This is a genomic window from Nocardioides sp. URHA0032 (assembly GCF_000620645.1).
Taxonomy (GTDB): Bacteria; Actinomycetota; Actinomycetes; order Propionibacteriales; family Nocardioidaceae; genus Nocardioides.
On record NZ_KK211159.1, the window covers coordinates 695116 to 717936 of the forward strand.

21 protein-coding genes and 1 tRNA gene are annotated in these 22821 nt (G+C 71.9%); 17 read left to right on the forward strand and 5 right to left on the reverse strand.

What is annotated here, in order from left to right; all coding sequences use genetic code 11:
- The first annotated feature begins 4 nt into the window (after positions 1-4).
- Entirely contained in the window at positions 5-223 is a 219-nt protein-coding gene (locus tag N538_RS0117125; RefSeq protein WP_051549375.1) for a DUF5703 family protein, read from the forward strand.
- 108 nt (positions 224-331) lie between these two features.
- Here the strand turns inward: N538_RS0117125 and N538_RS0117130 are convergent, their stop codons facing one another.
- A complete protein-coding gene (locus N538_RS0117130) occupies positions 332-1654 on the reverse strand; it encodes a M20/M25/M40 family metallo-hydrolase (protein WP_028638306.1) in 1323 nt (440 codons plus the stop codon).
- A 78-nt stretch (positions 1655-1732) separates the two neighbouring features.
- Here N538_RS0117130 and N538_RS0117135 point away from each other — a divergent pair.
- The 10 genes from N538_RS0117135 to N538_RS26000 all read left to right on the forward strand — a co-directional run bounded on the left by N538_RS0117135 (position 1733) and on the right by N538_RS26000 (position 13054).
- A tRNA-Leu gene (locus N538_RS0117135) sits at positions 1733-1818 on the forward strand.
- Positions 1819-1947: 129 nt separating this feature from the next.
- Entirely contained in the window at positions 1948-3144 is a 1197-nt protein-coding gene (locus tag N538_RS25995; RefSeq protein ID WP_051549376.1) for an ROK family transcriptional regulator, read from the forward strand.
- Positions 3141-4481, forward strand: coding sequence for an ABC transporter substrate-binding protein (locus N538_RS0117145; RefSeq protein ID WP_036570833.1), 1341 nt, complete (start codon positions 3141-3143; stop codon positions 4479-4481). Before N538_RS25995 ends, N538_RS0117145 begins: the two co-directional genes overlap by 4 nt.
- Positions 4478-5416, forward strand: coding sequence for a carbohydrate ABC transporter permease (locus N538_RS0117150; RefSeq protein ID WP_028638308.1), 939 nt, complete (start codon positions 4478-4480; stop codon positions 5414-5416). The genes N538_RS0117145 and N538_RS0117150 overlap by 4 nt, the downstream gene beginning before the upstream one ends.
- Positions 5413-6249, forward strand: a complete 837-nt coding sequence (locus N538_RS0117155; protein WP_028638309.1) for a carbohydrate ABC transporter permease — start codon at positions 5413-5415, stop codon at positions 6247-6249. Before N538_RS0117150 ends, N538_RS0117155 begins: the two co-directional genes overlap by 4 nt.
- Positions 6246-7502, forward strand: coding sequence for a 6-phospho-beta-glucosidase (locus N538_RS0117160; RefSeq protein ID WP_028638310.1), 1257 nt, complete (start codon positions 6246-6248; stop codon positions 7500-7502). The genes N538_RS0117155 and N538_RS0117160 overlap by 4 nt, the downstream gene beginning before the upstream one ends.
- Positions 7493-8476 (forward strand): N-acetylglucosamine kinase, encoded by a 984-nt coding sequence (locus N538_RS0117165; RefSeq protein WP_028638311.1) that lies wholly within the window; start codon positions 7493-7495, stop codon positions 8474-8476. The genes N538_RS0117160 and N538_RS0117165 overlap by 10 nt, the downstream gene beginning before the upstream one ends.
- Before the next feature lie 31 nt (positions 8477-8507).
- Positions 8508-8942, forward strand: a complete 435-nt coding sequence (locus N538_RS0117170) for a Fur family transcriptional regulator (protein ID WP_028638312.1) — start codon at positions 8508-8510, stop codon at positions 8940-8942.
- A 25-nt stretch (positions 8943-8967) separates the two neighbouring features.
- Complete coding sequence (gene katG, locus N538_RS0117175; RefSeq protein ID WP_028638313.1) at positions 8968-11223, forward strand: catalase/peroxidase HPI; 2256 nt, start codon at positions 8968-8970, stop codon at positions 11221-11223.
- A 169-nt stretch (positions 11224-11392) separates the two neighbouring features.
- Positions 11393-13054 carry a CHAP domain-containing protein gene (locus N538_RS26000; protein WP_036570836.1) on the forward strand — a complete coding sequence of 554 codons (1662 nt, stop codon included), beginning with the start codon at positions 11393-11395 and terminating at the stop codon, positions 13052-13054.
- Here the strand turns inward: N538_RS26000 and N538_RS26005 are convergent.
- Positions 13051-14517 (reverse strand): LCP family protein, encoded by a 1467-nt coding sequence (locus tag N538_RS26005; RefSeq protein WP_081790535.1) that lies wholly within the window; start codon positions 14515-14517, stop codon positions 13051-13053. The two genes, N538_RS26000 and N538_RS26005, sit on opposite strands and share 4 nt — an antisense overlap.
- Before the next feature lie 44 nt (positions 14518-14561).
- Positions 14562-16151 carry a fatty-acid--CoA ligase FadD1 gene (gene fadD1, locus N538_RS0117190; RefSeq protein WP_028638314.1) on the reverse strand — a complete coding sequence of 530 codons (1590 nt, stop codon included), beginning with the start codon at positions 16149-16151 and terminating at the stop codon, positions 14562-14564.
- An 88-nt stretch (positions 16152-16239) separates the two neighbouring features.
- Between fadD1 and N538_RS0117195 the strand changes: the two genes are divergently transcribed.
- Genes N538_RS0117195 through N538_RS0117215 form a run of 5 tightly spaced genes read left to right on the forward strand, consistent with a single transcriptional unit; the run spans position 16240 to position 19673 of the window.
- Positions 16240-17460 (forward strand): hypothetical protein, encoded by a 1221-nt coding sequence (locus tag N538_RS0117195; protein ID WP_028638315.1) that lies wholly within the window; start codon positions 16240-16242, stop codon positions 17458-17460.
- Positions 17461-17475: 15 nt separating this feature from the next.
- Complete coding sequence (locus tag N538_RS0117200) at positions 17476-18087, forward strand: sulfite oxidase-like oxidoreductase (protein WP_028638316.1); 612 nt, start codon at positions 17476-17478, stop codon at positions 18085-18087.
- A gap of 2 nt (positions 18088-18089) precedes the next feature.
- On the forward strand, positions 18090-18785 hold the full coding sequence (locus N538_RS0117205) for an FAD-binding oxidoreductase (protein WP_231496253.1): 696 nt from the start codon (positions 18090-18092) through the stop codon (positions 18783-18785).
- A 21-nt stretch (positions 18786-18806) separates the two neighbouring features.
- Positions 18807-19070 carry a GlsB/YeaQ/YmgE family stress response membrane protein gene (locus tag N538_RS0117210; RefSeq protein ID WP_028638318.1) on the forward strand — a complete coding sequence of 88 codons (264 nt, stop codon included), beginning with the start codon at positions 18807-18809 and terminating at the stop codon, positions 19068-19070.
- 9 nt (positions 19071-19079) lie between these two features.
- Entirely contained in the window at positions 19080-19673 is a 594-nt protein-coding gene (locus tag N538_RS0117215; RefSeq protein ID WP_028638319.1) for a LysR family substrate-binding domain-containing protein, read from the forward strand.
- Positions 19674-19688: 15 nt separating this feature from the next.
- Here N538_RS0117215 and N538_RS0117220 read toward each other — a convergent pair whose 3' ends face one another.
- Complete coding sequence (locus N538_RS0117220) at positions 19689-21128, reverse strand: GuaB1 family IMP dehydrogenase-related protein (RefSeq protein ID WP_028638320.1); 1440 nt, start codon at positions 21126-21128, stop codon at positions 19689-19691.
- Positions 21129-21139: 11 nt separating this feature from the next.
- The gene (locus N538_RS0117225; protein ID WP_028638321.1) at positions 21140-21490 is read right to left on the reverse strand and encodes an ankyrin repeat domain-containing protein; all 351 of its coding nucleotides are present in this window, start codon (positions 21488-21490) and stop codon (positions 21140-21142) included.
- A 26-nt stretch (positions 21491-21516) separates the two neighbouring features.
- Between N538_RS0117225 and galK the strand changes: the two genes are divergently transcribed.
- The gene (gene galK, locus N538_RS0117230; RefSeq protein ID WP_028638322.1) at positions 21517-22683 is read left to right on the forward strand and encodes a galactokinase; all 1167 of its coding nucleotides are present in this window, start codon (positions 21517-21519) and stop codon (positions 22681-22683) included.
- Positions 22684-22821 lie beyond the last annotated feature (138 nt).

The following is a 22821-nucleotide window of genomic DNA, read 5'->3' on the forward strand; positions in this document are numbered from 1 at the left end:
CAGCATGACCCGTGCGTTGCGCCACCCACCCACCCGAGGGGTGGAGTGGGAGTTCGACAAGGTGACCTTCTCCCGGGAGTACCCGCGCAACGTCGTGACCAAGCTCCTCGTCGAGCGCGCCGAGCACGGCGGCTGGGAGCTGGACCGGGTCCGCATCGCCGCCGACGGCACCCGCCGGATCGTGCTGCGTCGCAAGATCATCCGGGCCGTCCGGACCGCCTGAGAGCGGCTGACATAACGCCGAAAATGCTGCGGTTTGGTCACCAACCGCACGAATCGGGGCCTGAAATCTGCGGTTGGTGACCAATCCGCGACCCCACGGCCGGGCGGCTCAGACGTCGTCGAGGAACCGGTCGAACACGCGTGCGCCGAACTCCAGCGCATCGACGGGGACCCGTTCGTCGACGCCGTGGAACAGGGCGGTGAAGTCGAGGTCGGCAGGGAGCCGCAACGGCGCGAAGCCGTAGGACCGCATGCCGAGCTTGCGGAAGTGCTTGGCGTCGGTGCCGCCGCTCATCAGGTACGGCGCGACGATCGCGTCCGGGTCCTCGGCGAGCAGCGAGCGGGTCATCGCGTCGACCAGGTCGCCGTCGTACGGCGTCTCCCAGGGCTGCTGGTGGCTGACGTACTCGACCTCGATGTCGTCGCCCACCAGGTCGGCGAGCGTGGCGAAGAACTCGTCCTCGTAGCCCGGCAGGAATCGGCCGTCGACGTGCGCGGTGGCCTCGGTGGGGATCACGTTCACCTTGTACCCGGCGCGGAGCATGGTCGGGTTGACGGTGTTGCGGATGACCGCGCCCAGCATCCGCGCGGCGCCGCCGAATTCCTGCACCAGCGCCTCGGCGTTCTCGGGCGTCGCCTCCTCGTCGGCCAGCTCGCCGACGGCGGCGAGCAGGGTGCGCATCGCCGGGGTCAGCCGCACCGGCCACTCGTGCGCGCCGATCCGGGCGACCGCGGAGGCCAGCGACGTGACGGCGTTCTCGCGGTTGATCATCGAGCCGTGGCCGGCCCGGCCGCGGGCGGTCAGCCGCATCCAGGCCATGCCCTTCTCTGCGGCCTCGATCAGGTAGATCCGCCTGCCGCGCACGGTCGCGCTGAACCCACCCACCTCGCCGACGGCCTCGGTGCAGTGCTCGAGCTCCTCGGCGTGCTGCGCGACGAGCACCTCGGCGCCCTGGTGGCCACCCGCCTCCTCGTCGGCGGTGAAGCAGAGCGTGATCGGCCGCGTGGGCACCCGCCCCGCACGCTGCCGGGCGCGGACCACGGAGAGCAGCATCGCGTCGAAGTCCTTCATGTCGACCGCGCCCCGGCCCCAGACGTAGCCGTCGCGGATCTCGCCGGCGAACGGGTCGACCTGCCAGTCCTCGGCCGCCGCGGGTACGACGTCGAGGTGGCCATGCACCAGCAGTCCCCCGACGTCATTGGACCCCGAACTCGGGGACCCGCCCCACTGCGCCACGACCGACGTACGACCCGGCGACGACTCGTAGAGGGTCGACGAGATGCCCACCTCGTCGAGCAGCGTGGCGACGTACTCGGCCGCCTTCCGCTCCCCCGGCCCGTCCTCGTCGCCGTAGTTCGAGGTGTCGATCCGGATCAGCTCACGGCACAGCTCGACGACCTCGCCGGCGGGGTCCACAGGGGTGTCGGTCATGCCCCCAGCATGTCACCGCGAGGGGCGGGTGCCGATGCGGAACTTCGCTCCACCATTTGCTAGTGTTCCACCGCACTCGTCCGGGTGGCGGAATTGGCAGACGCGCTAGCTTGAGGTGCTAGTGCCCGTATTAGGGCGTGGGGGTTCAAGTCCCCCCTCGGACACCGATCGGCTCCGGAGTCGCTGTGGTCAGCGGCCCGGAGCCGCTGTCATTTCGGGCCCCGAAACTCTTGCCGCACCGGCCTCACCCTGCAATTATCAGGAAACTTTCCTATTGATCGCGGGGAGGCAGGGTGAACCCCGGAACGCCGAGCGTGCTGCGCGCCATCAACGACCGCGCCGCACTCGAGCTGCTCCTCGAGCACGGCCCGCTGTCCCGCACGCGCCTCGGCGAGCTCACCGGCCTCTCCAAGCCGACCGCCTCCCAGCTGCTGAGCCGGCTCGCGGGCGCGGGACTGGTGATGACGAGCGGGAGCTCGCGCGGCGGCCCCGGCCCCCGGGCCCAGCTCTACGCGGTCAACCCCGGCGCGGCGTACGTCGGTGCCCTCGACGTGACCCCCGCGAGCATCGTCGCGGCGGTTGCCGACATCACCGGCCGGGTCGTGGGCGAGTTCGAGCTGCGCACTCCGCGCCGGGCGGGCCCGGACGCGGTCGCGCGGGTCGTCGAGGCGCTCGAGGGGGCCACGGCCGCGGCCCGTCTCGAACGTTCCGTCCTCACGCACGTCGCCATCGGCACCCCGGGCGCCTTCGACCCGGGCACCCGCCGGCTGCGCTACGCCAGCCACCTGCCCGGGTGGCACGACCCCGACCTCCTGGACCGGCTCGCCACCGCACTCGGTGTCCCCTTCGACGTCGAGAACGACGTCAACCTCGCGGCACACGCCGAGCTGCGGACCGGGGCGGCACGCGGCGTCGACACCTTCGTGCTGCTCTGGGCCGAGGACGGGCTCGGCGCCGCCATCGTGATCGACGGCCGCATCCACGGCGGCGCGACCGGTGGCGCCGGCGAGATCGGATTCCTGCCGCTCCCGGGGACGCCTCCGGTCCGCGGCGTACGCCGGGGCAACGCGGGCGGGTTCCAGGAGCTGGCCGGCGGCCCCCAGGTGCTGGCGCTCGCCCGGTCCCACGGCCTGCGGGCCGGGAGCCCGGCGGCCGCCGTCCGTGCTGCCATCGACTGCCCGGGTGCCGGGGACGCGGTGCTCGCGACGCTGGCCGAGCGCTTCGCGCTCGGCATCGCCGCTGTCGTGGCCGTGCTCGACCCGGCGCTGGTCGTGCTGTCGGGTGCGGTGCTGTCCGCCGGCGGTGACCGGCTCCTCGGCCTGATCACCGACGAGCTCGAGTCGCTGGCGGCAGCCCGGCCGCGCCTGGAGCTGTCCGCCGTCACCGCACGTCCCGTCCTCACCGGCGCGCTCCAGACCGCATTGGACGCCGCTCGGGACCGGGTCTTCGACACCGTCACCAGCACCCGGCAGGAATGGAGAGCACCATGATCACCACGACCACCCGCGCCCGACTCGCCGCCGTCGCGGCAGCGCTCGCGCTGCCGCTCGCGGCGGCCGCCTGCACCGGGGACGGCGGCGGCGGTTCGAACGACAACCCGGACGCGGACGTCACCATCACGTTCTGGCACGGGTGGAGCGCCGACAGCGAGGTCGCGGCCATCCAGGCGACCGTGGACGCCTTCGAGAAGGCGAACCCCAACATCCACGTGAACGTGGTCGGCAACATCACCGACGACAAGATCAACCAGGCGCTCCGCGCCGGCGGCTCCAATGCGCCCGACGTGGTCTCGTCGTTCACCACCGACAACGTCGGCCAGTTCTGCACCTCCGGCGCCTTCGTCGACCTCGGTCCCCTCCTCGACAAGGCGGGCATCGACCCGGAGTCGACCTTCCCCGCGGCGCAGCTGGAGTACACGCAGTACCAGGGTGACCAGTGCGCACTTCCGCTGCTCGGTGACGCGTACGGGCTCTACTACAACAAGGACGCCTTCGCCGCCGCGGGGATCGCCGGGCCGCCGAAGACGCTCTCGGAGTTCGACGCGGACGCGGTGAAGCTCACGAAGACCTCGGGCGACACCTACTCCCAGCTCGGGTTCATGCCCGACTACCACGGCTACGAGTCCACGATCACCCACTTCGCGGCCCAGTGGTCGCCCGAGTACTTCGACGCCGACGGCGCGTCGAACGTCGCCGCCGACCCGGCCTTCAAGGACACCTTCGAGTGGCAGCTGGGCCTCGTGAACAAGCTCGGGGGCTACGACCGGCTCGAGAAGTACCGGACGACGTTCGGCGACGAGTTCGGCGCCAAGAACCCGTTCATGACCGGTCAGGTCGCGATGGCGATCGACGGCGAGTGGCGCGCGGGGATGATCCAGGCCGACGCACCGGACCTGAACTTCGGCGTCGCCCCGTTCCCCGTCCCCGACGACCAGGCCGACCAGTACGGCAAGGGCTACATCACCGGCACCATCGTCGGGATCGCGAGCACCAGCGAGAAGCAGAACGCGGCGTGGCGGTTCGTGCAGTTCCTCACCACGGACACGAAGGCTGTCGTCGACTTCGCCAACGCGATCCACAACGTCCCGTCGACCAAGGACGCGCTGGCCTCGCCGGACGTGAGCCAGGACCCGGCGTTCCAGACGTTCGTCGCCATCGCCTCGGACCCGAACAGCAACACCACACCGGCCAGTCCCAACGGCGGGGCGTACCAGCTCACCTTGCAGGACCTCGGCTACGACATCGAGTCGGGCAAGCAGACCGACATCCAGGCCGGCCTCGAGGATGCGGCCCACCAGATCGACACCGAGCTCGAGCAGTCGAAGTGAATCCCACGGCTCGTGCCCGGCGCCGACGGGAGACACTGCGCAACCTGGCGTTCCTGTCGCCCTGGCTGCTGGGCACGGGCCTGTTCTTCCTCTACCCGCTGGTGTCGACGGCGTACTTCTCGTTCACGCACTACAACGGGTTCGGCTCCCCGACCTGGGACGGCCTGGACAACTGGCGGTTCGTGCTGCAGGACTACCCGTTCTTCTGGCCGGCGATGCGGAACACCCTGTGGTTCGTGCTCGTCATGGTGACGCTCCGCGTGCTGTTCTCCCTCGTCGTCGCCATGCTGGTGCTCCGGCTCAAGCGCGGTGGCGGTCTCTTCCGCACCCTGTGGTACGCGCCGTACCTCACGCCGCCGGTGGCCGGGACGCTGGCGTTCGTCTTCCTGCTCAACCCCGGCACCGGGCCGGTGAACACGATCCTCGGCAAGCTCGGGCTCCCCCAGCCCGGCTGGTTCAACGATCCGGCGTGGTCGAAGCCGGCGCTCACCCTGCTCGCGCTGTGGACCGTGGGCGACCTGATGATCATCTTCATGGCGTCGCTCCTCGACGTGCCGCGCGAGCTGTACGAGGCGGCCGAGCTCGACGGCGCCGGCGCGAGGGGGAGGTTCCGCTACGTCACGCTCCCGCACCTGCGGCCGATCCTCACCTTCGCCGCCGTCACCGGGGTGATCGCGATCATGCAGTACTACACCGAGCCGACCGTCGCGGGTCAGGTCGCGAGCGGGCAGATCGGCGGGTCTGGCCAGCAGACCGAGCCCGGGTACCCGGACAAGTCGACGCTCACCCTGCCGCAGCTCGTCTACAACCTCGGGTTCCAGCGCTTCGACATCGGCGCCTCGTGCGTGATCGCCCTGATCCTCTTCGCGATGTCGCTCGCCGCCGCGATCGTCCTGATGCGGCGCGGTGGGGCCTTCCTGGGCGGTGAGGTGTGAGCCACCGGACCCGCGCCGCGCTCGAGTGGGTGGCGGTGCACGCGATGGCGGTCGCGGCCACGCTGTTCTTCGTGCTGCCCTTCGTGTTCGTCGTGCTCACCGCGCTGATGACCGACGAGCAGTCGCTGACCAGGCAGCTGTGGCCCAACCCGTTCCAGTGGCACAACCTGGCCGACGTCTGGAGCACACCCGGCTTCGGGACCTGGTGGCGCAACACGGTCATCTATGCGGTCTCGGGTACGGCGTTGACGCTGCTCTCGAGCATCCCGGTCGCGTACGCGCTGGCCTGCTTCCGGTTCCGCGGCCGCAACCTGGCCCTCATGGTGGTCATCGCGACGATGATGCTGCCGCCGCAGGTCGTGATCGTCCCGATGTACCTCGTGTGGGCCCAGCAGCTGCACCTGTCCGGGTCACTGTGGCCGCTGATCATCCCGATGGCCTTCGGGGACGCGTTCTCGATCTTCCTGCTGCGTCAGTTCTTCGTGACCATCCCGCGCGAGTACCTGGAGGCGGCCAAGGTCGACGGCTGCAGCGACTTCGCCGCCCTCGTGCGGGTGGTGCTGCCGATGGCCAGGCCGGCGGTCGCGGCCGTCGCCCTGTTCCAGTTCTTCTACTGCTGGAACGACTACTTCGGCCCGCAGATCTACACCAGTGAGAATCCCGGCGCCTGGACCCTCAGCTACGGGCTGCAGACGTTCAAGAGTGCCCACCACACGAACTGGAACTTCACGATGGCCGCCACCTTGATGGTGATGGCGCCGGTGATCCTGCTGTTCTTCCTCGCCCAACGGGCGTTCATCGAGGGCGTGACGCTGACAGGAGTGAAGGGATGAAGATCGTCGTCGTCGGTGGCGGGTCGACGTACACGCCCGAGCTGGTCGACGGGCTGGGCCGGATGCGCGACCTGCTGCCCGTCGAGGAGCTGGTCCTGGTCGACCCGGTCGCCGACCGCCTCGAGCTGGTCGCCGGCCTCGGTCGCCGGATCCTCGCGCGGCTGGACCACCCCGCCCGGCTGGTCACCTCGACCGACCTGGCTCCGGCTCTCGACGGTGCCGCTGCCGTCCTGGTCCAGCTGCGGGTCGGCGGGCAGGCGGCGCGGCTGCAGGACGAGACGTGGCCGCTGGAATGCGGCTGTGTGGGCCAGGAGACGACGGGCGCGGGCGGGCTGGCGAAGGCCCTGCGGACGGTCCCCGTCGTGCTGGACATCGCACGCCAGGTGCGCGAAGCGGCGCCCGACGCCTGGATCGTCGACTTCACCAACCCGGTCGGCATCGTCACCCGGGCGCTGCTCCGCGACGGCCACCGGGCCGTCGGCCTGTGCAACGTGGCGATCGGCTTCCAGCGGCGGTTCGCCCAGCTGCTGGACGTGGCGCCGGACCGGGTCGAGCTCGGTCACGTGGGACTGAACCACCTCACCTGGGAGCGCAGCGCCGTGGTCGACGGGGTGGACCGGCTGCCCGAGATCCTCGCCCGTCACGCCGACGACCTGGCCGCCGACATCGGTCTGCCGTCGGACCTGCTGCGCGCGCACGGCATGGTGCCGTCGTACTACCTGCGTTACTTCTACGCCCACGACGAGGTCGTCCGCGAGCTGCTCGACGACCAGCCACGGGCCGCGCAGGTCGCCGCCCTCGAGGAGGAGCTGCTGCGGATGTACGCCGACCCGGCGCTCGACCGCAAGCCGGACCTGTTCACCCAGCGGGGCGGCGCGTACTACTCCGAGGCCGCGGTCCAGCTCGCCGCGGCACTGCTCGGCAGCAGCGGCGGGTCGACCCAGGTGGTCAACGTGCGCAACGACGGGACCCTGCCCTTCCTTGCCGACGATGCCGTCATCGAGGTCCCGGCCCGCGTGGACGGCTCCGGCGTCACGGCGCTGCCGGTCGCCCCGCTCGAGCCCCTGTACGCCGGGCTGGTCGCCGCGGTCACCGCCTACGAGGACCTTGCTCTCGACGCGGCGTTGCGGGGCGGCCGCCAGCGTGTGTTCGACGCACTGCTGGCCCACCCGTTGGTCGGCCAGGTCGACCTGGCCGCGGGACTCACCGACCGGCTGATCGCCCACAACCGCGAGCACCTGCCGTGGGCCTGAGCGTGGAGGCGGTGCTGGCGATCGACGCCGGCAACAGCAAGACCGACGTGGCGGTCGTCGCGGCCGACGGCCGGCTCCTGGGGACGTCGCGCGGGGGCGCCTTCCACCCGCACCGCGTGGGCGCGGAAGCGGCGGTCGACGGTCTCGCCCCGCTCGTGAGCGAGGCCGTGGAGCGGTCCGGACCCGTGGAGCTCCGGCATCTCTCGGCGTGCCTGGCCAACGTCGACCTGCCCTTCGAGCACGACGCCCTGGAGAGTGCCCTCGCCGGGCGCGCCTGGGCAGCGACGAGCGAGGTCGTCAACGACACCTTCGCGCTGCTGCGCGCCGGCCTGGACAGCTGGCGCGGCATCGCGGTGATCTGCGGAGCGGGCATCAACTGCACCGGGGTCCTTCCCGACGGCAGGACCGCGAGGTTCGCCGCGGTCGGCACCATCTCCGGTGACTGGGGCGGCGGCGCCTTCCTCTGGCAGGAGGCGATGTGGTGGGCCGCCCGCGCCGAGGACGGCCGCGGACCGGACACCCTGCTGCGCACCGCGCTCCCCCAGCACCTCGGGCTGCCGTCGATGGCCGAGCTGATCGAGGCGATCCACGCCGGGCGGGTCCCGGAGGAGCGCTGCGCTGAGCTCACCCCCCTCCTGTTCACGGTCGCCGAGGCCGGCGACCCCGTCGCGGCCGACGTCGTCCGACACCAGGCCCGGGAGGTGGTCGCCCTCGCGGTCGCTGCCGCCCGGCGGCTGGGGGTCGACGAGGAGCCGATCGACGTGGTGCTGGGCGGCGGCGTGCTGACCGCCGGGCACCAGCTCCTCATGGAGGAGATCGACCGCGGGCTGGCCGCCGTGGCGCCGAAGGCGCAGACCCGGGTCGTGACGATCCCGCCGGTCGCCGGCGCGGCCCTCCTCGGCCTGGACCGGATCGGGGCCGGGACCGGCGCGCACCAGCGTCTTCGCGACGCCTACACCGGCATGTCTTCTTGAATCATTCAAGAATCTCCGGCAGGGTGTGGCCATGCCCACCACGGCCGACTACGAGCGGATGCTCCGGGACGCGGACCTCCGCGTGACCCGCCCACGGGTCGCCGTCCTCGACGCCGTGCACCGGCTTCCCCACGCGGACACCGAGTCCATCATCGGCGCGGCCCGGGCTGAGCTCGGCGACCTCTCCCACCAGGCCGTGTACGACGTCCTCCGGGCGCTGACGTCGGCCGACCTGGTGCGCCGCATCCAGCCGTCCGGCGCCGTCGCCCGCTACGAGTCACGCGTGGGCGACAACCACCACCACGTCGTGTGCCGCTCGTGCGGCGCCATCGCCGACGTCGACTGCGCCGTCGGCCACGCACCCTGCCTGACCGCGTCCGACCCCCACGGGTTCACCGTGGACGAGGCCGAGGTCGTCTACTGGGGCGTCTGCCCCGCCTGCTCCACCGCACGTCTCCCTCAGTGACCATCGCCAGCTCGAAAGGTTGACCATGTCCGACAACCAGGACCCGCAGGGCATCCAGCGCAAGGAAGCCGAGGGCTGCCCCGTGCTGCACGACTCCGCGGCCGCTCACGGCAGCGAGAGCGAGAACCCGGCGATCGACTCGCCGACGCCGAAGCCGGGTCGCCCCCACACCAACAAGGACTGGTGGCCCAACCAGCTCGACCTCTCCGTGCTGCACGCGCACTCCCCGAAGGGCAACCCCCTCGGGGCGGACTTCAGCTACCCGCAGCACTTCGCCGAGCTGGACCTCGCCGAGCTCCGGCGGGACATCGTCGAGGTGCTCAACACCTCGCAGGACTGGTGGCCCGCCGACTTCGGCCACTACGGCGGCCTGTTCATCCGGATGAGCTGGCACGCGGCCGGCACGTACCGCATCCACGACGGCCGCGGCGGCGCGGGCGACGGCGCGCAGCGGTTCGCCCCGCTGAACAGCTGGCCCGACAACGCCAACCTCGACAAGGCCCGGCGCCTGCTGTGGCCGGTCAAGCAGAAGCACGGCCAGAAGATCTCGTGGGCGGACCTGCTGGTGTACGCCGGCAACGTCGCCCTCGAGGACATGGGCTTCTCGACGTTCGGCTTCGGCTTCGGCCGACCCGACGTGTGGGAGACCGAGGAGATCTACTGGGGCCCGGAGGACACCTGGCTGGGCGACGAGCGGTACGCCGACGAGCGGCAGCTCTCGGACCCGCTCGGCGCGGTCCAGATGGGCCTCATCTACGTCAACCCCGAGGGCCCGAACGGCAACCCCGACCCGGTCGCCTCTGCGCGCGACATCCGCGAGACGTTCGCCCGGATGGCGATGAACGACGAGGAGACCGTCGCGCTGATCGCCGGCGGCCACACCTTCGGGAAGACGCACGGCGCCGGCGACGCAGACCTGGTCGGACCGGAGCCGGAGGGAGCGCCGCTCGAGGAGCAGGGCCTCGGCTGGCGCAGCGGCCACGGCAGCGGCAAGGGTGCCGACGCGGTGACCTCGGGTCTCGAGGTCACCTGGACCACGACGCCGACGCGCTGGAGCAACGACTTCTTCAAGCACCTGTTCGGCTACGAGTGGGAGCTGACCGAGAGTCCCGCCGGCGCGCACCAGTGGGTCGCGAAGGACGCCGAGGACATCATCCCCGGCCCGACGCCGGACTCGCCGAAGCGCAAGCCGACCATGCTCACCAGCGACCTCGCGCTCCGGATGGACCCGGAGTACGAGAAGATCTCGCGGCGGTTCCTCGAGAACCCCAACGAGTTCGCGCTGGCCTTCGCCAAGGCCTGGTACAAGCTCCTGCACCGCGATATGGGCCCGGTCCGGCGCTACCTCGGCCCGTGGGTCGCCGAGCCGCAGCTGTGGCAGGACCCGGTGCCCGACGTCGACCACGAGCTGGTCAGCGACGCGGACGTCGCGGCGCTCAAGGCGAAGGTCCTCGAGTCCGGGCTGACCGTGTCCCAGCTGGTCTCGACGGCATGGGCATCGGCCGCGAGCTTCCGCTCGACGGACAAGCGCGGCGGCGCGAACGGCGCCCGCATCCGGCTCGAGCCGCAGCGCAGCTGGGCGGTGAACCAGCCCGGGCAGCTCGCCGAGGTCCTCGACAAGCTCGAGGAGATGCGGCGCGAGTTCAACGAGTCGGGCGGCGCGCGGATCTCGCTCGCCGACCTGATCGTGCTCGCGGGCTCGGCCGCCGTGGAGAAGGCCGCCCGGGATGGCGGCGTCGACGTGACCGTGCCCTTCCACCCGGGCCGCACCGACGCCTCGCAGGAGCAGACCGACGTGGACTCGTTCGCGGTGCTCGAGCCGCGAGCCGACGGCTTCCGCAACTACCTCCGGGACGGGGAGAAGCTGCAGCCGGAGACGCTGCTGGTCGACCGCGCCTACATGCTCGACCTCACCGCGCCGGAGATGACGGTGCTCGTCGGCGGCCTGCGTGCCATCGGCACGAACGTCGGCGGCACGCAGCACGGCGTGCTCACCGAGCGGCCGGGTGCGCTCACCAACGACTTCTTCGTCAACCTGCTCGCCCCCGGGGCGTTGTGGAAGGCGTCCGAGTCGGAGGAGAACGTCTACGAGATCCGTGACCTCGCCAGCGGCGAGCTGCGCTGGACCGCCACCGCGGTGGACCTGGTCTTCGGCTCGAACTCGCAGCTGCGGGCGCTGGCCGAGGTCTACGCGAGCGAGGACGCGCGGGAGAAGCTCGTCCGGGACTTCGTCGCGGCCTGGGTCAAGGTCATGGAGCTCGACCGCTTCGACCTCGACTGAGCCTCCGCTCGACCCGCCCGGGGCCCGGCCGCACGCGGCCGGGCCCTCGTGCGTTCGGGGAGCAGGAGAATGACAGCCGTGTGATTTAACCCGACACGCCGAGGCAATTCCTTGACAATTTCGATCACTCTGTTCCCACCAGGGCACAACTGTCCCTAGACTCCCACCCGTGTCGCTGCGGACCCGGCTGCTCGCGCCCGTGACCGCTGCCCTGGTGGGTGGCCTGGTCGCGGGCCTCGTCGCGCTCGCTCCGGCCGCCGCCTCGGCCGCGGACCAGCAAGGCCACAAGCGCGGCCCCGACGCGGTCTTCAAGCGCAGCTCCTACCTCTGCTACGGCTACCAGGACTGCCGGGACCAGGGCATGGGCAACGCCGGCTACGCGCAGAACAACGACAAGATGTACTGGCGCATGTACAGCGGCCACAACTGCACCAACTACGCGGCGTACCGGATGGTCAAGAGCGGCCTGCCGAACACCCGCCCGTGGTCGGGCGGCGGCAACGCCATGTACTGGGGCACCTCGATGCCCCGCATCACCGACGACGTCCCACGGGTCGGCGCCGTGGCCTGGTGGAAGGCGAACGCGGGGCCGGCGGGCTCGGTGGGCCACGTCGCGTACGTCGAGAAGGTGGTCTCCGCCGACGAGGTGATCGTGTCCCAGGACAGCTGGGGCGGCGACTTCTCGTGGGCCGTGATCACCCGCTCCAGCGGCAACTGGCCCAGCGGCTTCGTGCACTTCAACGACCAGCCGCTGAGCAACCAGGTCGCGCCGGTCATCAGCGGCATCGCGAAGGTCGGCTCGGTGCTCAGCAGCACGCCGGGCGGCTGGAAGCCCGCAGACGTCCAGGTGTCCTACCAGTGGTCCGCGGACGGCCAGAAGATCGCCGGCGCCACCGAGCCCACGCTGCGGGTCACCAAGGCCCGGCTCGACCAGACCCTCACCGTGACCACGACGGCCACGAAGCTCGGGTACCCGACCCGCACGGCGACCTCCGCGCCGACCGCGGCGGTGCTGCCGGGCACGCTGAAGAGCGTCACCGCGCCGGCGCTCTCGGGCGTCTCCCAGGTCGACTCCACGCTCACCCTCGACACCGGCACCTGGACGCCGGCCCCGGACGCGCTGACGGTCCAGTGGCTCGCCGACGGCCAGCCGATCGAGGGCGCGACCGGTGCTCCGACGCTCTCGCTCACGCCCGACCTGGTCGGCGCGACGATCTCGGCGACCGTGACCGCGAGCCGGGCCGGCTACGACCCGGTGAGCGCGACCACCGCCCCGTCCGCGCCGGTCGTCCCCGGCACCTTCACCGTCGCGACCGCCCCGAGCGTCCTCGGCCTGCCCGAGATGGGCCAGGCCCTGACCGTCGACACCGGCGCCTACCACCCGACCGCCGATACGGTCGCGATCCAGTGGCTCCGCGACGGCGTGCCGATCGACGGTGCCACCGGACCGTCGTACCAGCTGATCAACCTCGACCTCGGCTCGAGGATCTCGGCGCGCGTGACCGTCAGCCGCGCCGGCTACACGGACCTGAGCGTCGACTCCCCCTCCACCGCCCGGATCAGGACCGACCCCAGGATCCGCGTCCAGACCCAGCGCCTCCAGCACAAGGTGAAGGTGACGGTCACGGTCAGCGCACCCGGTCTCGACGTGGTCGACGGCGTGGTCGTCGTCCGGTTGGCCGGGGTCGCGCAGATCGCGACGCTCCGCAACGGCACCGCCCGCGTCGTCCTCGACGACCTGCCGCCCGGCAAGCGCACGATGACGATCCGGTACGCCGGCAGCGACACCGTGAACCGGCTGGTCGTCACCCGCCAGGTGCGCGTCCTCTAGCTCACCGGGTGGTAGCCGCAGGCGCCGTCCGCGGTGATCGCCTTGCCCGGGTCGTCCTTCGAGCCTCCGCCGCCGCCTGCGTGGGGCGCCAGGGCCTTGGCGACCACCGACTGCATCCACGCGAAGTCGGGGTCACCGGAGAAGAACTTGTCGGAGGAGATGAAGGCGATCGACTTCATCTTCTTCTCCTTGACCTGGAGGGCGAGGTCGACGAAGGACGGCATCAGCTCGCGGGGTACGTCGGTGCGCAGGATCTCCTCCCCCGCCTTCGCGAGCGCCTGGTACCGGCGCAGCACGTTCAGGGGGTCGGCCTCCTCGACGATCGCGTTCACCATGCAGCGCTGGCGCAGCATCCGCTGGTAGTCGTCGGAGCCCCAGCGGCCGCGGGAGTACCAGAGTGCGTGGAAGCCGTCGAGGTGCTGGTCCGGGCCGGGCTGGAGGTAGCCGGTCGGCGGGATGCCGGCGTCGGTGTTGCCGTTGATCGCGATCGGCTCGTTGATGTTCACCGTCACGCCGCCGATCGCGTCGACGAGCTGCTGGAAGCCGAGCAGGTTGATCAGCATGTAGTAGTCGACGTGGGTGCCGAGGCTGCCCTCGACGGCCAGCTTGACCGCGTCCGCGCCCTCGTTCTCGGACTTGCCGAGGATGTGCGGGTACAGCGCAGGCACCTGGCTGTAGACGGCGTTCAGCATCCAGTTGCCGGGGTCGGCGTTCGGGTCGGTGCTGCGGAAGCCGTCCGGGAACACCTGGTGCAGCGGGCTGTCCTCGGGGAACTGCGCGTTCATCATGTTGCGCGGCAGGCTGAACATCACCGACTTGCCGGTGTGGGTGTCCATGCTGAGCAGGATCACCGAGTCGGTCCGGATCCCGGTGCGGCCGACGCCGCCGTCGCCGCCGAGCAGCAGCACGTTGACCCGGTCGCGACCGCCCCAGGGGTCGTCCGGCGTCGTGTCCAGCGGCGTCGTCTGGTTCTGCTCGTCGTTGAAGACGGTGGCCACGAAGTGCGCCTGGGTGTTCGCGAGCCGCACGCTCTGGACCGCCGGCAGCGCGACCAGGATGCACAGCAGCCCGACCACGATCCCGCCGAGCGTGCTCTCGAGCCTGCTCATGCCGAGCGGACGCGCCATGACGTACGTCGTGATCACCGTGAACGCCCACAGCACGAAGACGACGCCGATGACGACACCGGCGATCCGGAGCCGGGTCGGATCGAACGCGAGGTCGACGAAGTGGTGCCAGTCCCGGGCGTAGTACGCCAGCACGCCGGCGCCTGCGAGGAACGCGACCAGCACGAACCAGCCGAGCCTGCGACGTGTCCACAGGTAGCCCGCTCCGGGGAGGACGGCGCCGAGCAGCGTCACGCAGAGCGCACCCGCGAGCGTGCGGGCTCGCCGGAAGGCCCGTACGGCCCGGGGCGCCCGATGGCGCGCCACGGGCTCGACCGTCCCAGTCGACGTGGCCATCCGCACCCTTCCGCCGTCGATCCCGGCAAGGAGGGTACTCGCGCTCAGGCGGGAATCGTGATTGCGGGCACGTACGCCGTGCCGCGCGCCTCCCGGACCCACAGCACGCCGGTGCCCGCGGTGGGGCCCTCGGCGGCGAGCTCGCGCTTGAGCACCTTGTTGGTCGCCGTGCTCGGCAGGTCCGGCGCGATCCGCACGTACCGCGGCCACGCCTTCGCCGAGAGGTCCGGCTGGGCGGCCAGGAACTCCTCGAGCTCGGCCGGGTCGAGGCTCGCGTCGTCCTGGAGGACGAGCGCCGCCATCACCTGGTCACCGACCCGCTCGTCCGGCACCGCGTAGACGGCGACCCGGTTGACCGCGGGCAGCCGCTGGAGCACCCGCTCGATGGGCGCGGCCGCGAGGTTCTCGCCGTCCACGCGCATCCAGTCCGCCGTCCGGCCGGCCAGGTAGATCCACCCGTCGGCGTCGCGGTAGGCCAGGTCGCCGGACCAGTACATGCCGTGCCGCATCCGCTCGTCGTTCGCGGACTGGTCGTTGTAGTAGCCGCCGAAGTAGCCGCCGCCGGTCGTGTTGACCAGCTCCCCCACCGCCGCGTCCGCGTTCACCAGCTTGCCGTCGGCGTCGAACTCGGCGACGGCGCACTCGGTGACGGTCTCCGCGTCGTAGATCGCGACCCCGTCGAACCCCTTCCCGATCGAGCCCGGCGGGGTCCCCGGCTCACGGGTGATGATCACGGCGAGCTCGGTGGAGCCGAAGCCGTCCCACACGGCGCAGCCGAAGCGGCGGGAGAACTCGTCGATGTCCCGGTCGCTCGCCTCGTTCCCGAACGCCACGCGCAGCGTGTTGTCCGCATCGTCGGGCCGCCCGGGCGTGGCGAGCACGTACGCGAGCGGCTTCCCGACGTAGTTCAGGTACGTGACGCCGTACCGGCGGACGTCGGCGAGGAAGCCGGACGCGCTGAACCTCGCGGGCACGATCGTGGCGCCCGCGCACACCGCCGGGCTCCAGCCCGCGACGACGGCGTTGGAGTGGAACAGCGGCATCGCGACGTAGCAGACGTCCTCGGGACCCAGCTCGAAGCGGCCCTGCAGGTTGAGCCCGGAGAACAGCACCATGAGGTGGTTGACCTGCACCGCCTTCGGGTCGCCGCTCGTCCCGGAGGTGAAGATCATCATGAACGTGTCCGTCGCGTCGACCTCGCGGTACCGCCCGAGCGGGCCGGCTCCCCCGACGAGGGCGGTCCACTCCTGCGTCGAGGTGTCCAGCACCCGCACGCCGGCGAGGTCGAGGCCGTCGAGCAACGCCCGGTGCTCGGCGTCGGTGACCAGGATCTGGCACTCGGCCCGCCGGAGGTCCTGGAGCAGCCCGTCGCCGCGGCGCGTGGTGTTGATCCCGCACAGCGTGAAGCCGCCGAGGCCGCCGGCCGCCATCATCACCAGCATGTCCGGGGTGTTCCCGAGGAGGGTCCCCACGTGCACGGGCCGGTCCGGGTCGGCCAGGCCGAGCAGCGCCGATGCGACGGCCGAGGCCTCCGCGAGGTGCTCCCTCCAGGTCCAGCTCCGGTCGCCGTACCGCACGGCGACGCCGTCGTCTCCGGCTCGCTCCCGCAACAGCTGCTGGATGGTCTCCGCCATGCGCCCTCCTCGAAGTTGACGCGTGTCAAACTAGGCGACGTTCGACTAGCCTGCAACGTGTTCCAGTGCCCCAAACGCCGGAGGACCGATGCCCCGCCGACCGACCAGCCGCTACGCGACGCTGACCCGCCCGGAGCTGGCGACGCTGGTCCCCGAGCTGCTGCTGATCGGGCAGCTGATCGACCGCTCGGGCATGGCCTGGTGCATCTCGGCGTGGGGGCGGGAGGAGATGGCCCGGGTCGCCATCGAGGAGTGGGCCGGCGCCAGCCCGGTCTACACCCGCCGGATGCAGCGCGCGCTCGGGTACGAGGGCACCGACGTCGTCACGATCTTCAAGGGCCTCCAGCTCGACATCGGCGCTCCCCCGCAGTTCATGGACTTCCGGTACGACGTGCAGGATCCCTGGCACGGCACCTTCCACCTCGACCACTGCGGCGCGCTCATGGACGTCGAGCCGATGGGCGAGGCCTACGTGCGCTCGATGTGCCACGACATCGAGGACCCGACCTTCGACGCCACGGCGGTCGCGACCAACCCGAGGGCCCAGGTCCGTCCGGTGCACCGCCCGCCGCGCACTCCCGCCGACCGGCACCCGCACTGCGCCTGGACCGTGACCATCGACGAGTCGCACCCGGAGGTCAGCCCGCTCGCGGCGTACCACGTGATCGAGAGGACCCGGGCCGCGCACCTCGAGCTGGACCCGATCGACCCGGCCGACGACGGCGCCTCGGATTACTCCGGGCCGCTGGTGTCCGACGTCGACTTCGCGGCCTTCTCGCACTCCGCCCTGGTCCGGATCGCCGACGAGGTGTGCCTGCAGATGCACCTGCTCAACCTCTCCTTCGTGCACGCCGTGCGCCGGCGCGCCGCGTCCGGCGACGACGCGACCGCGATCGCGACCCGGCAGCTGGTCGGGGTCGCCGGCATCGCGGCGGAGCGGCTCCACCGTGCACTCGGGCTGGACGCGATGCGCACCCTGGAGCTGCACCCGCTGCTCAACCCGGCGGCGTACGTCGACGCCTCGGTCGCGGGTGATTCGCTGACCGTGGGACCGTCGCCGGCCCGGGAGGACGCCGCGTGGATCACCCTGTGCGGGCCCGGCCGGGAGCGCCCCCTGCAGGTGGTGCTGCGCGCGGTCGACCCCCACCTGGACGTCGAGGTCGAGGGCACACCGGAGCGGTGGACGGCCCGCGTCGTACGCCGCGACCAGCCCGCACCCGAGGCGGACGAGGTGGCGGTGACGCGGTTCAGCACGGGGTCGTCGTTCGCGTTCCAGCCCCGGCGGGCACTCCCGATCACACCGGTCTGACGGCATACTTGCCTGATGCCCGTCACTCGCGGCTTCTTCGGCAAGAAGCGACCCCAGCGTCCTGACCGGCTGCCGCCGGGGCAGTACGACACCGGCAGCTCCTGGCCGACCCTGACAGCGGAGGCGACGCCGCGGCTCGACGTCGAGCAGTGGTCGATGACCGTCGACGGCCTCGTCGGACGGCCGCACAGCTGGAGCTGGCGGGAGATGCACGCCCTTCCGGAGTCGACGTACTTCGGCGACATCCACTGCGTCACGACGTGGTCGAAGTTCGACATGACGTTCCGCGGGGTCAGCGTGGACACGCTCCTCGAGATCGCGATGCCGCTGCCCGAGGCGAAGTTCGTGATGGCGCACTCGACGACCGGCTACACCACGAACCTGCCGCTGGAGGACGTGACGGGCGGCAAGGCGTGGGTGGTGTGGGAGGTCGACGGCAAGCCGCTCCCGACCGGGCACGGCGGGCCCGTGCGGCTGCTGGTGCCGCACCTCTACTTCTGGAAGTCCGCGAAGTGGGTCACCCGGCTCGAGCTGATGGAGCGCGACCGGCCGGGCTTCTGGGAGCAGAACGGCTACCACGACCGCGGCGACCCGTGGCTGGAGCAGCGCTACCAGGGCGACCCGTAGTGGTGTCCGCTCCCGCCGGCGACTGGACGACCGGGACGATCATCGAGCTCGACCACCCGACCGACAGGCTGGTCCGGCTGCGCCTCCACGTCGACGACCGCGTCGACCACCTGGCCGGGCAGCACTACGTGGTGCGGCTGCGCGCACCCGACGGGTACACCGCCCAGCGGTCCTATTCGGTCGCCTCCGATCCCGACGACCCGCTGCTGGAGCTGATGGTCGAGTGCCTGCCCGGCGGCGAGGTGTCGGGGTTCCTGCACGACGCGGCCGAGGTCGGGGACGTGCTCGAGCTGCGCGGGCCGATCGGCGGCTGGTTCGTGTGGCCGGGCGACGTCCCGGCGGTCTGCGTCGCGGGCGGGTCCGGGGTCGTGCCGGTCGTCGCGATGACCCGGGTCGCGCGGCGGCTGGGGCTGCAGCACCTGCTGAAGGTGGTGGTGGTCGCCCGCACCTGGGAGGAGCTGCCGTACGCCGAGGAGCTGCAGCGGTACGGCGCCTTCGTCGCCCTCACTCGGCAGAACCTCGGCGACCGGGTCGCGGCGCCGCCGTACCCCTCCGAGATGGAGGCGTACGTCGCAGGCGCCGAGCGCGCCTACGTGTGCGGATCGGTCGGCTTCGCGTCGTACGCCACCCGGCTGCTGGAGGAAGCCGGCGTCGACACCGACGCGGTCCGCGTCGAGCAGTTCGGCGAGACCGGCTGAGCCGCACCCTATGCTGCGGTCATGCTCATCCTCGGTCTGATCCTCTTCGGCATGGTCATCGGCGCCGGCGCCCAGCTGATCCTCGGCCGGCACGGCGGCAGCATCGACTGGACGATGGCGATCGTCGCGGGCCTGGTGGGCTCGTTCGTCGGCGGCCTGCTCGCCAGCCTGCTGGCCGGTGACGGCATCGAGCTGCACGCGAGCGGCATCATCGGCTCGCTCGTGGGTGCCGTTATCGTGACCGCCGTCTGGCGCTGGGCCGCGGGTCGCTCGAAGACCGCGTGATCTCCACCCGTGAGTGAGGCCTTCGGCCACTTCCGCGTCGGGTTCGTCACCGGCGCGACCCCCGACAAGTGGGCACGCACCTGGCGCGAGCGGTACGCGCGCGACCCGCTCGAGCTGGTCCCGATCGAGGAGGACGCGCAGGAGGACCGGGTCCGTGACGGGACGCTGGACATGGCCCTGGTGCGACTCCCGGTCGACCGCGACGGGCTGCACCTGATCCCGCTCTACGAGGAGCTCCCGGTCGCCGTCCTGGGCACTGAGCACCTGCTCACCCTGGCCGACGAGGTCACCACGGCAGACCTGGCGGACGAGCAGCTGGTGCTCCCCGAGCGGTCCGGATGGCGGCCGGCGGCCGAGCAGCTGGCCTGGCCGGCGATGTCGGTCAGGGACGCGGTCGAGGTGGTCGCGAGCGGCACCGGCGTCGTCGTCGTGCCGATGTCGATCGCCCGCCTGCACCACCGCAGGGACGTGACGTTCCGCATCGTGACGGACCTGCCACCCACGACCGTCGGCCTGGCCTGGCTCGTCGACAACGACGACCCGTGGGTGCAGCGGTTCATCGGCATCGTCCGCGGACGCACGGAGCGCAGCTCCCGCGGCTGACCGCCCGGTGCCCGGCTAGCTCCAGCTGGTCGGCAGCGGCCGGCCCTCGTGGAAGCCCGCCGCCGACTGCACGCCGACGACCGCGCGCTCGTGGAGCTCCGCGAGCGAGGTCGCGCCGGCGTACGTGCACGCGGAGCGGACGCCGGAGCAGATCTGGTCGATCAGGTCCTCGACGCCCGGGCGGGCCGGGTCCAGGTACATCCGCGACGAGGAGATGCCCTCCTCGTAGAGGCCCTTCCGGGCCCGGTCGTAGGCCGACTCGCCGCTGGTCCGGTTCGCGACCGCCCGGGCCGAGGCCATCCCGAACGACACCTTGTAGGCACGGCCGTCGGAGTCGACCATCAGGTCGCCCGGCGACTCGTGGGTGCCGGCGAACCAGGAGCCGATCATCACGGCGGACGCCCCGGCCGCGAGCGCGAGTGCGACGTCGCGGGGGTGCCGTACCCCGCCGTCGGCCCAGACGTGCTTGCCGAGGGCGCTGGCGGCCGCGGCGCACTCGAGGACGGCGGAGAACTGCGGCCGGCCCACGCCGGTCATCATCCGGGTCGTGCACATCGCACCCGGACCGACGCCGACCTTGACGATGTCCGCGCCCGCCTCGATCAGCGCCCGGGTGCCCTCCGCGGACACGACGTTGCCCGCGGCGATCGGCACCTGGGGGTCGAGCCCGCGCACGACGCCCAGCGTCTCGATCATCCGCTCCTGGTGGCCGTGCGCGGTGTCGACGACGAGGCAGTCGACCCCAGCCTCGAGCAGCTCCTTGGCGCGCTGGGCGACCTCGCCGTTCACGCCCACCGCAGCGGCCACGCGCAGGCCGCCACCGTGGTCGACCGCGGGGTCGTAGAGGGTGGCGCGCAGCGCGCCGGTGCGGGTGAGCACGCCGAGGAGGGTGCCGTCGCCGTCGACCGCGACCGCCAGGTGCGCATGCGTCGCGTCGAGGCGGTCGAACGCCTCCCGCGGGTCGGCGTCCTCCTCGAGCAGCACGGCGATCGGCTGCATCACGTGCTGGACCTGGGCGAACCGGTCCACCTCGACGCAGTCGGACTCGGCGACCACGCCGACGGGCCGCCCGTCGCGCACGACGACGGCCGCGCGGTGCGCGCGCTTCGGGATCAGGGCGAGCGCCTCGGCGACGGTCTGGTCGGGCCGCAGCTCGATCGGGGTGTCGAAGACCAGGTGCCGCGACTTGACGAACTGCACGACGTCGGCGACCACGGAGACGGGGATGTCCTGCGGGATCACCGCGAGCCCGCCTCGGCGGGCGACGGTCTCCGCCATCCGCTTGCCGGCGATCGCGGTCATGTTGGCCACGACGAGCGGGAGCGTGGCACCCGTGCCGTCGCTGGTCGCCAGGTCGACGTCGTACCGGCTGGCGACCGCGGACCGCCGCGGGACCATGAAGACGTCGTCGTAGGTCAGGTCGTGGGGCGGGGTGTTCGCGTCGAGGAACTGCACGTCCGACGAGTCTACGTCGCGAGTGGCCGACCGACCGCTTCCGCGGTGGCGCGGGCGGAGGGCGTCCCGTGGTCGGGGTCGGCGCCGAGGCCGAGAAGGGTGCGCACGACCGCATCCCGCCGCTGGTGGACCGCCCCCGTGAGCGGCGACTGGCCGCGGTCGTTGAGGCGGTCGACGTCGGCGCCGCGCTCGGCCAGCTGCGCGACGAGGAGCTGGTGGCCGTGGTAGGCCGCCAGCGTGAGCAGCGTGTTGCCCTTGCCGTCGGTGAGGTTGACCGGCACCCCGGCGTCGACGTGCGCCAGCAGCGCGTCGGCGCTCCCCGTGCGGGCCATCTCGAAGAGGTCGTGGGCGAGCGGGTGCACGACCCCAGTATCCCTAGGCTGGGGCCATGCCGTACGTCGCTCCCGGGGATCCCACGTCGCTCGCGTCCGCTGCCGCCTCGGCCTTCGCTGCGGAGTACGGCGACTCCCCCGCCGTCGTCGGCCGTGCGCCGGGCCGCGTGAACCTGATCGGCGAGCACACCGACTACAACGGCGGCCTGGTGCTGCCGGTGGCGCTGCCGCACGCGACGTACGCCGCTGTCCGCCCCCGGACCGACGACGTGGTGCGGATCGCGAGCGTCGAGGAGCCGGCGCCGTGGACCGGCACCCTGTCGTCGCTGTCGACGGCCACCGGGTGGGCGGCGTACGCCGCCGGGGTCCTGTGGGCGCTGCGCGAGGCCGGTGTCGAGGTGCCGGGCGTGGACGTCCTGGTGCACGGCACGGTGCCCCTGGGTGCCGGGCTGTCGTCGTCCGCGGCGCTGGAGTGCTCGGTGGCCGTCGCCGCGTGCGCGGTCGCCGATGTGCCCCTGGACCGGCCGCTGGTGGTCGCGGCCTGCATCCGCGCGGAGACCGAGGTGGCCGGCGCCCCCACCGGGGGGATGGACCAGACGGTGTCGATGCTGGCGTCAACCGGGACTGCGCTGTTGATCGACTTCGAGACCCCGTCGTCGTCCTCGTCGCCGGTGGCGGTCGACCTGCCGCTGTCGAACGTGTCGCTGCTCGTCACGGACACCCGCGTCTCGCACGCGCTGAACGACGGCGGGTACGGCGCTCGGCGCGCGGACTGCGAGAAGGCCGCCGCCGCACTCGGCGTACCGTCCCTGCGGTCGGCGTCGCTCGCGGACGTCTCCTCGCTCACCGACGTGCGGGTGCGCCGCCGGGCCCGGCACGTCGTCAGCGAGATCGCCCGGGTGTCGGCCGTCGTCGGGGCGCTCTCCTCGGGCTCGTGGTCGGCGGTGGGTTCGCTGTTCGCCGAGTCGCACGCCTCGATGCGCGACGACTTCGAGATCTCGAGCGCCGAGCTCGACCTGGCCGTCTCGACCGCGGTCTCCGCCGGCGCGATCGGCGCCCGGATGACCGGCGGCGGCTTCGGCGGCTCCTCGATCGCGGCCGTCCCCACCTCCTCGGTCCCGGACGTCGTCGCCGCCATCGACGCGGCGTTCGCCGCTGCCGGGTTCCGCGCGCCGCAGCACCTGCTCGCCGAGCCCTCTGGTGCCGCCGCTGTCGTCTCCTGACGTCGCGGATTGGTCACCAACCGCAGATGGGGAGCCCTCCCACCTGCGGTTGGTGACCAATCCGCGTGCATTTCGTGCCCCGGGCGCAGGCCGGCGGTGCGTCAGCCACCGTTTCGTGGCCGAGAACGGTGGCCAGCT

Bases quoted from the DNA above. Each gene is read 5' to 3' on its own strand.
- N538_RS0117160 (WP_028638310.1), top strand. From the start codon at position 6,246: ATGAAGATCGTCGTCGTCGGTGGCGGGTCGACGTACACGCCCGAGCTG.
- N538_RS0117210 (WP_028638318.1), top strand. From the start codon at position 18,807: ATGCTCATCCTCGGTCTGATCCTCTTCGGCATGGTCATCGGCGCCGGC.
- N538_RS0117130 (WP_028638306.1), bottom strand. From the start codon at position 1,654: ATGACCGACACCCCTGTGGACCCCGCCGGCGAGGTCGTCGAGCTGTGC.
- N538_RS26005 (WP_081790535.1), bottom strand. From the start codon at position 14,517: ATGGCCACGTCGACTGGGACGGTCGAGCCCGTGGCGCGCCATCGGGCG.
- katG (WP_028638313.1), top strand. From the start codon at position 8,968: ATGTCCGACAACCAGGACCCGCAGGGCATCCAGCGCAAGGAAGCCGAG.
- fadD1 (WP_028638314.1), bottom strand. From the start codon at position 16,151: ATGGCGGAGACCATCCAGCAGCTGTTGCGGGAGCGAGCCGGAGACGAC.
- N538_RS0117145 (WP_036570833.1), top strand. From the start codon at position 3,141: ATGATCACCACGACCACCCGCGCCCGACTCGCCGCCGTCGCGGCAGCG.
- N538_RS0117170 (WP_028638312.1), top strand. From the start codon at position 8,508: ATGCCCACCACGGCCGACTACGAGCGGATGCTCCGGGACGCGGACCTC.
- galK (WP_028638322.1), top strand. From the start codon at position 21,517: ATGCCGTACGTCGCTCCCGGGGATCCCACGTCGCTCGCGTCCGCTGCC.
- N538_RS0117125 (WP_051549375.1), top strand. From the start codon at position 5: ATGACCCGTGCGTTGCGCCACCCACCCACCCGAGGGGTGGAGTGGGAG.
- N538_RS0117195 (WP_028638315.1), top strand. From the start codon at position 16,240: ATGCCCCGCCGACCGACCAGCCGCTACGCGACGCTGACCCGCCCGGAG.
- N538_RS0117200 (WP_028638316.1), top strand. From the start codon at position 17,476: ATGCCCGTCACTCGCGGCTTCTTCGGCAAGAAGCGACCCCAGCGTCCT.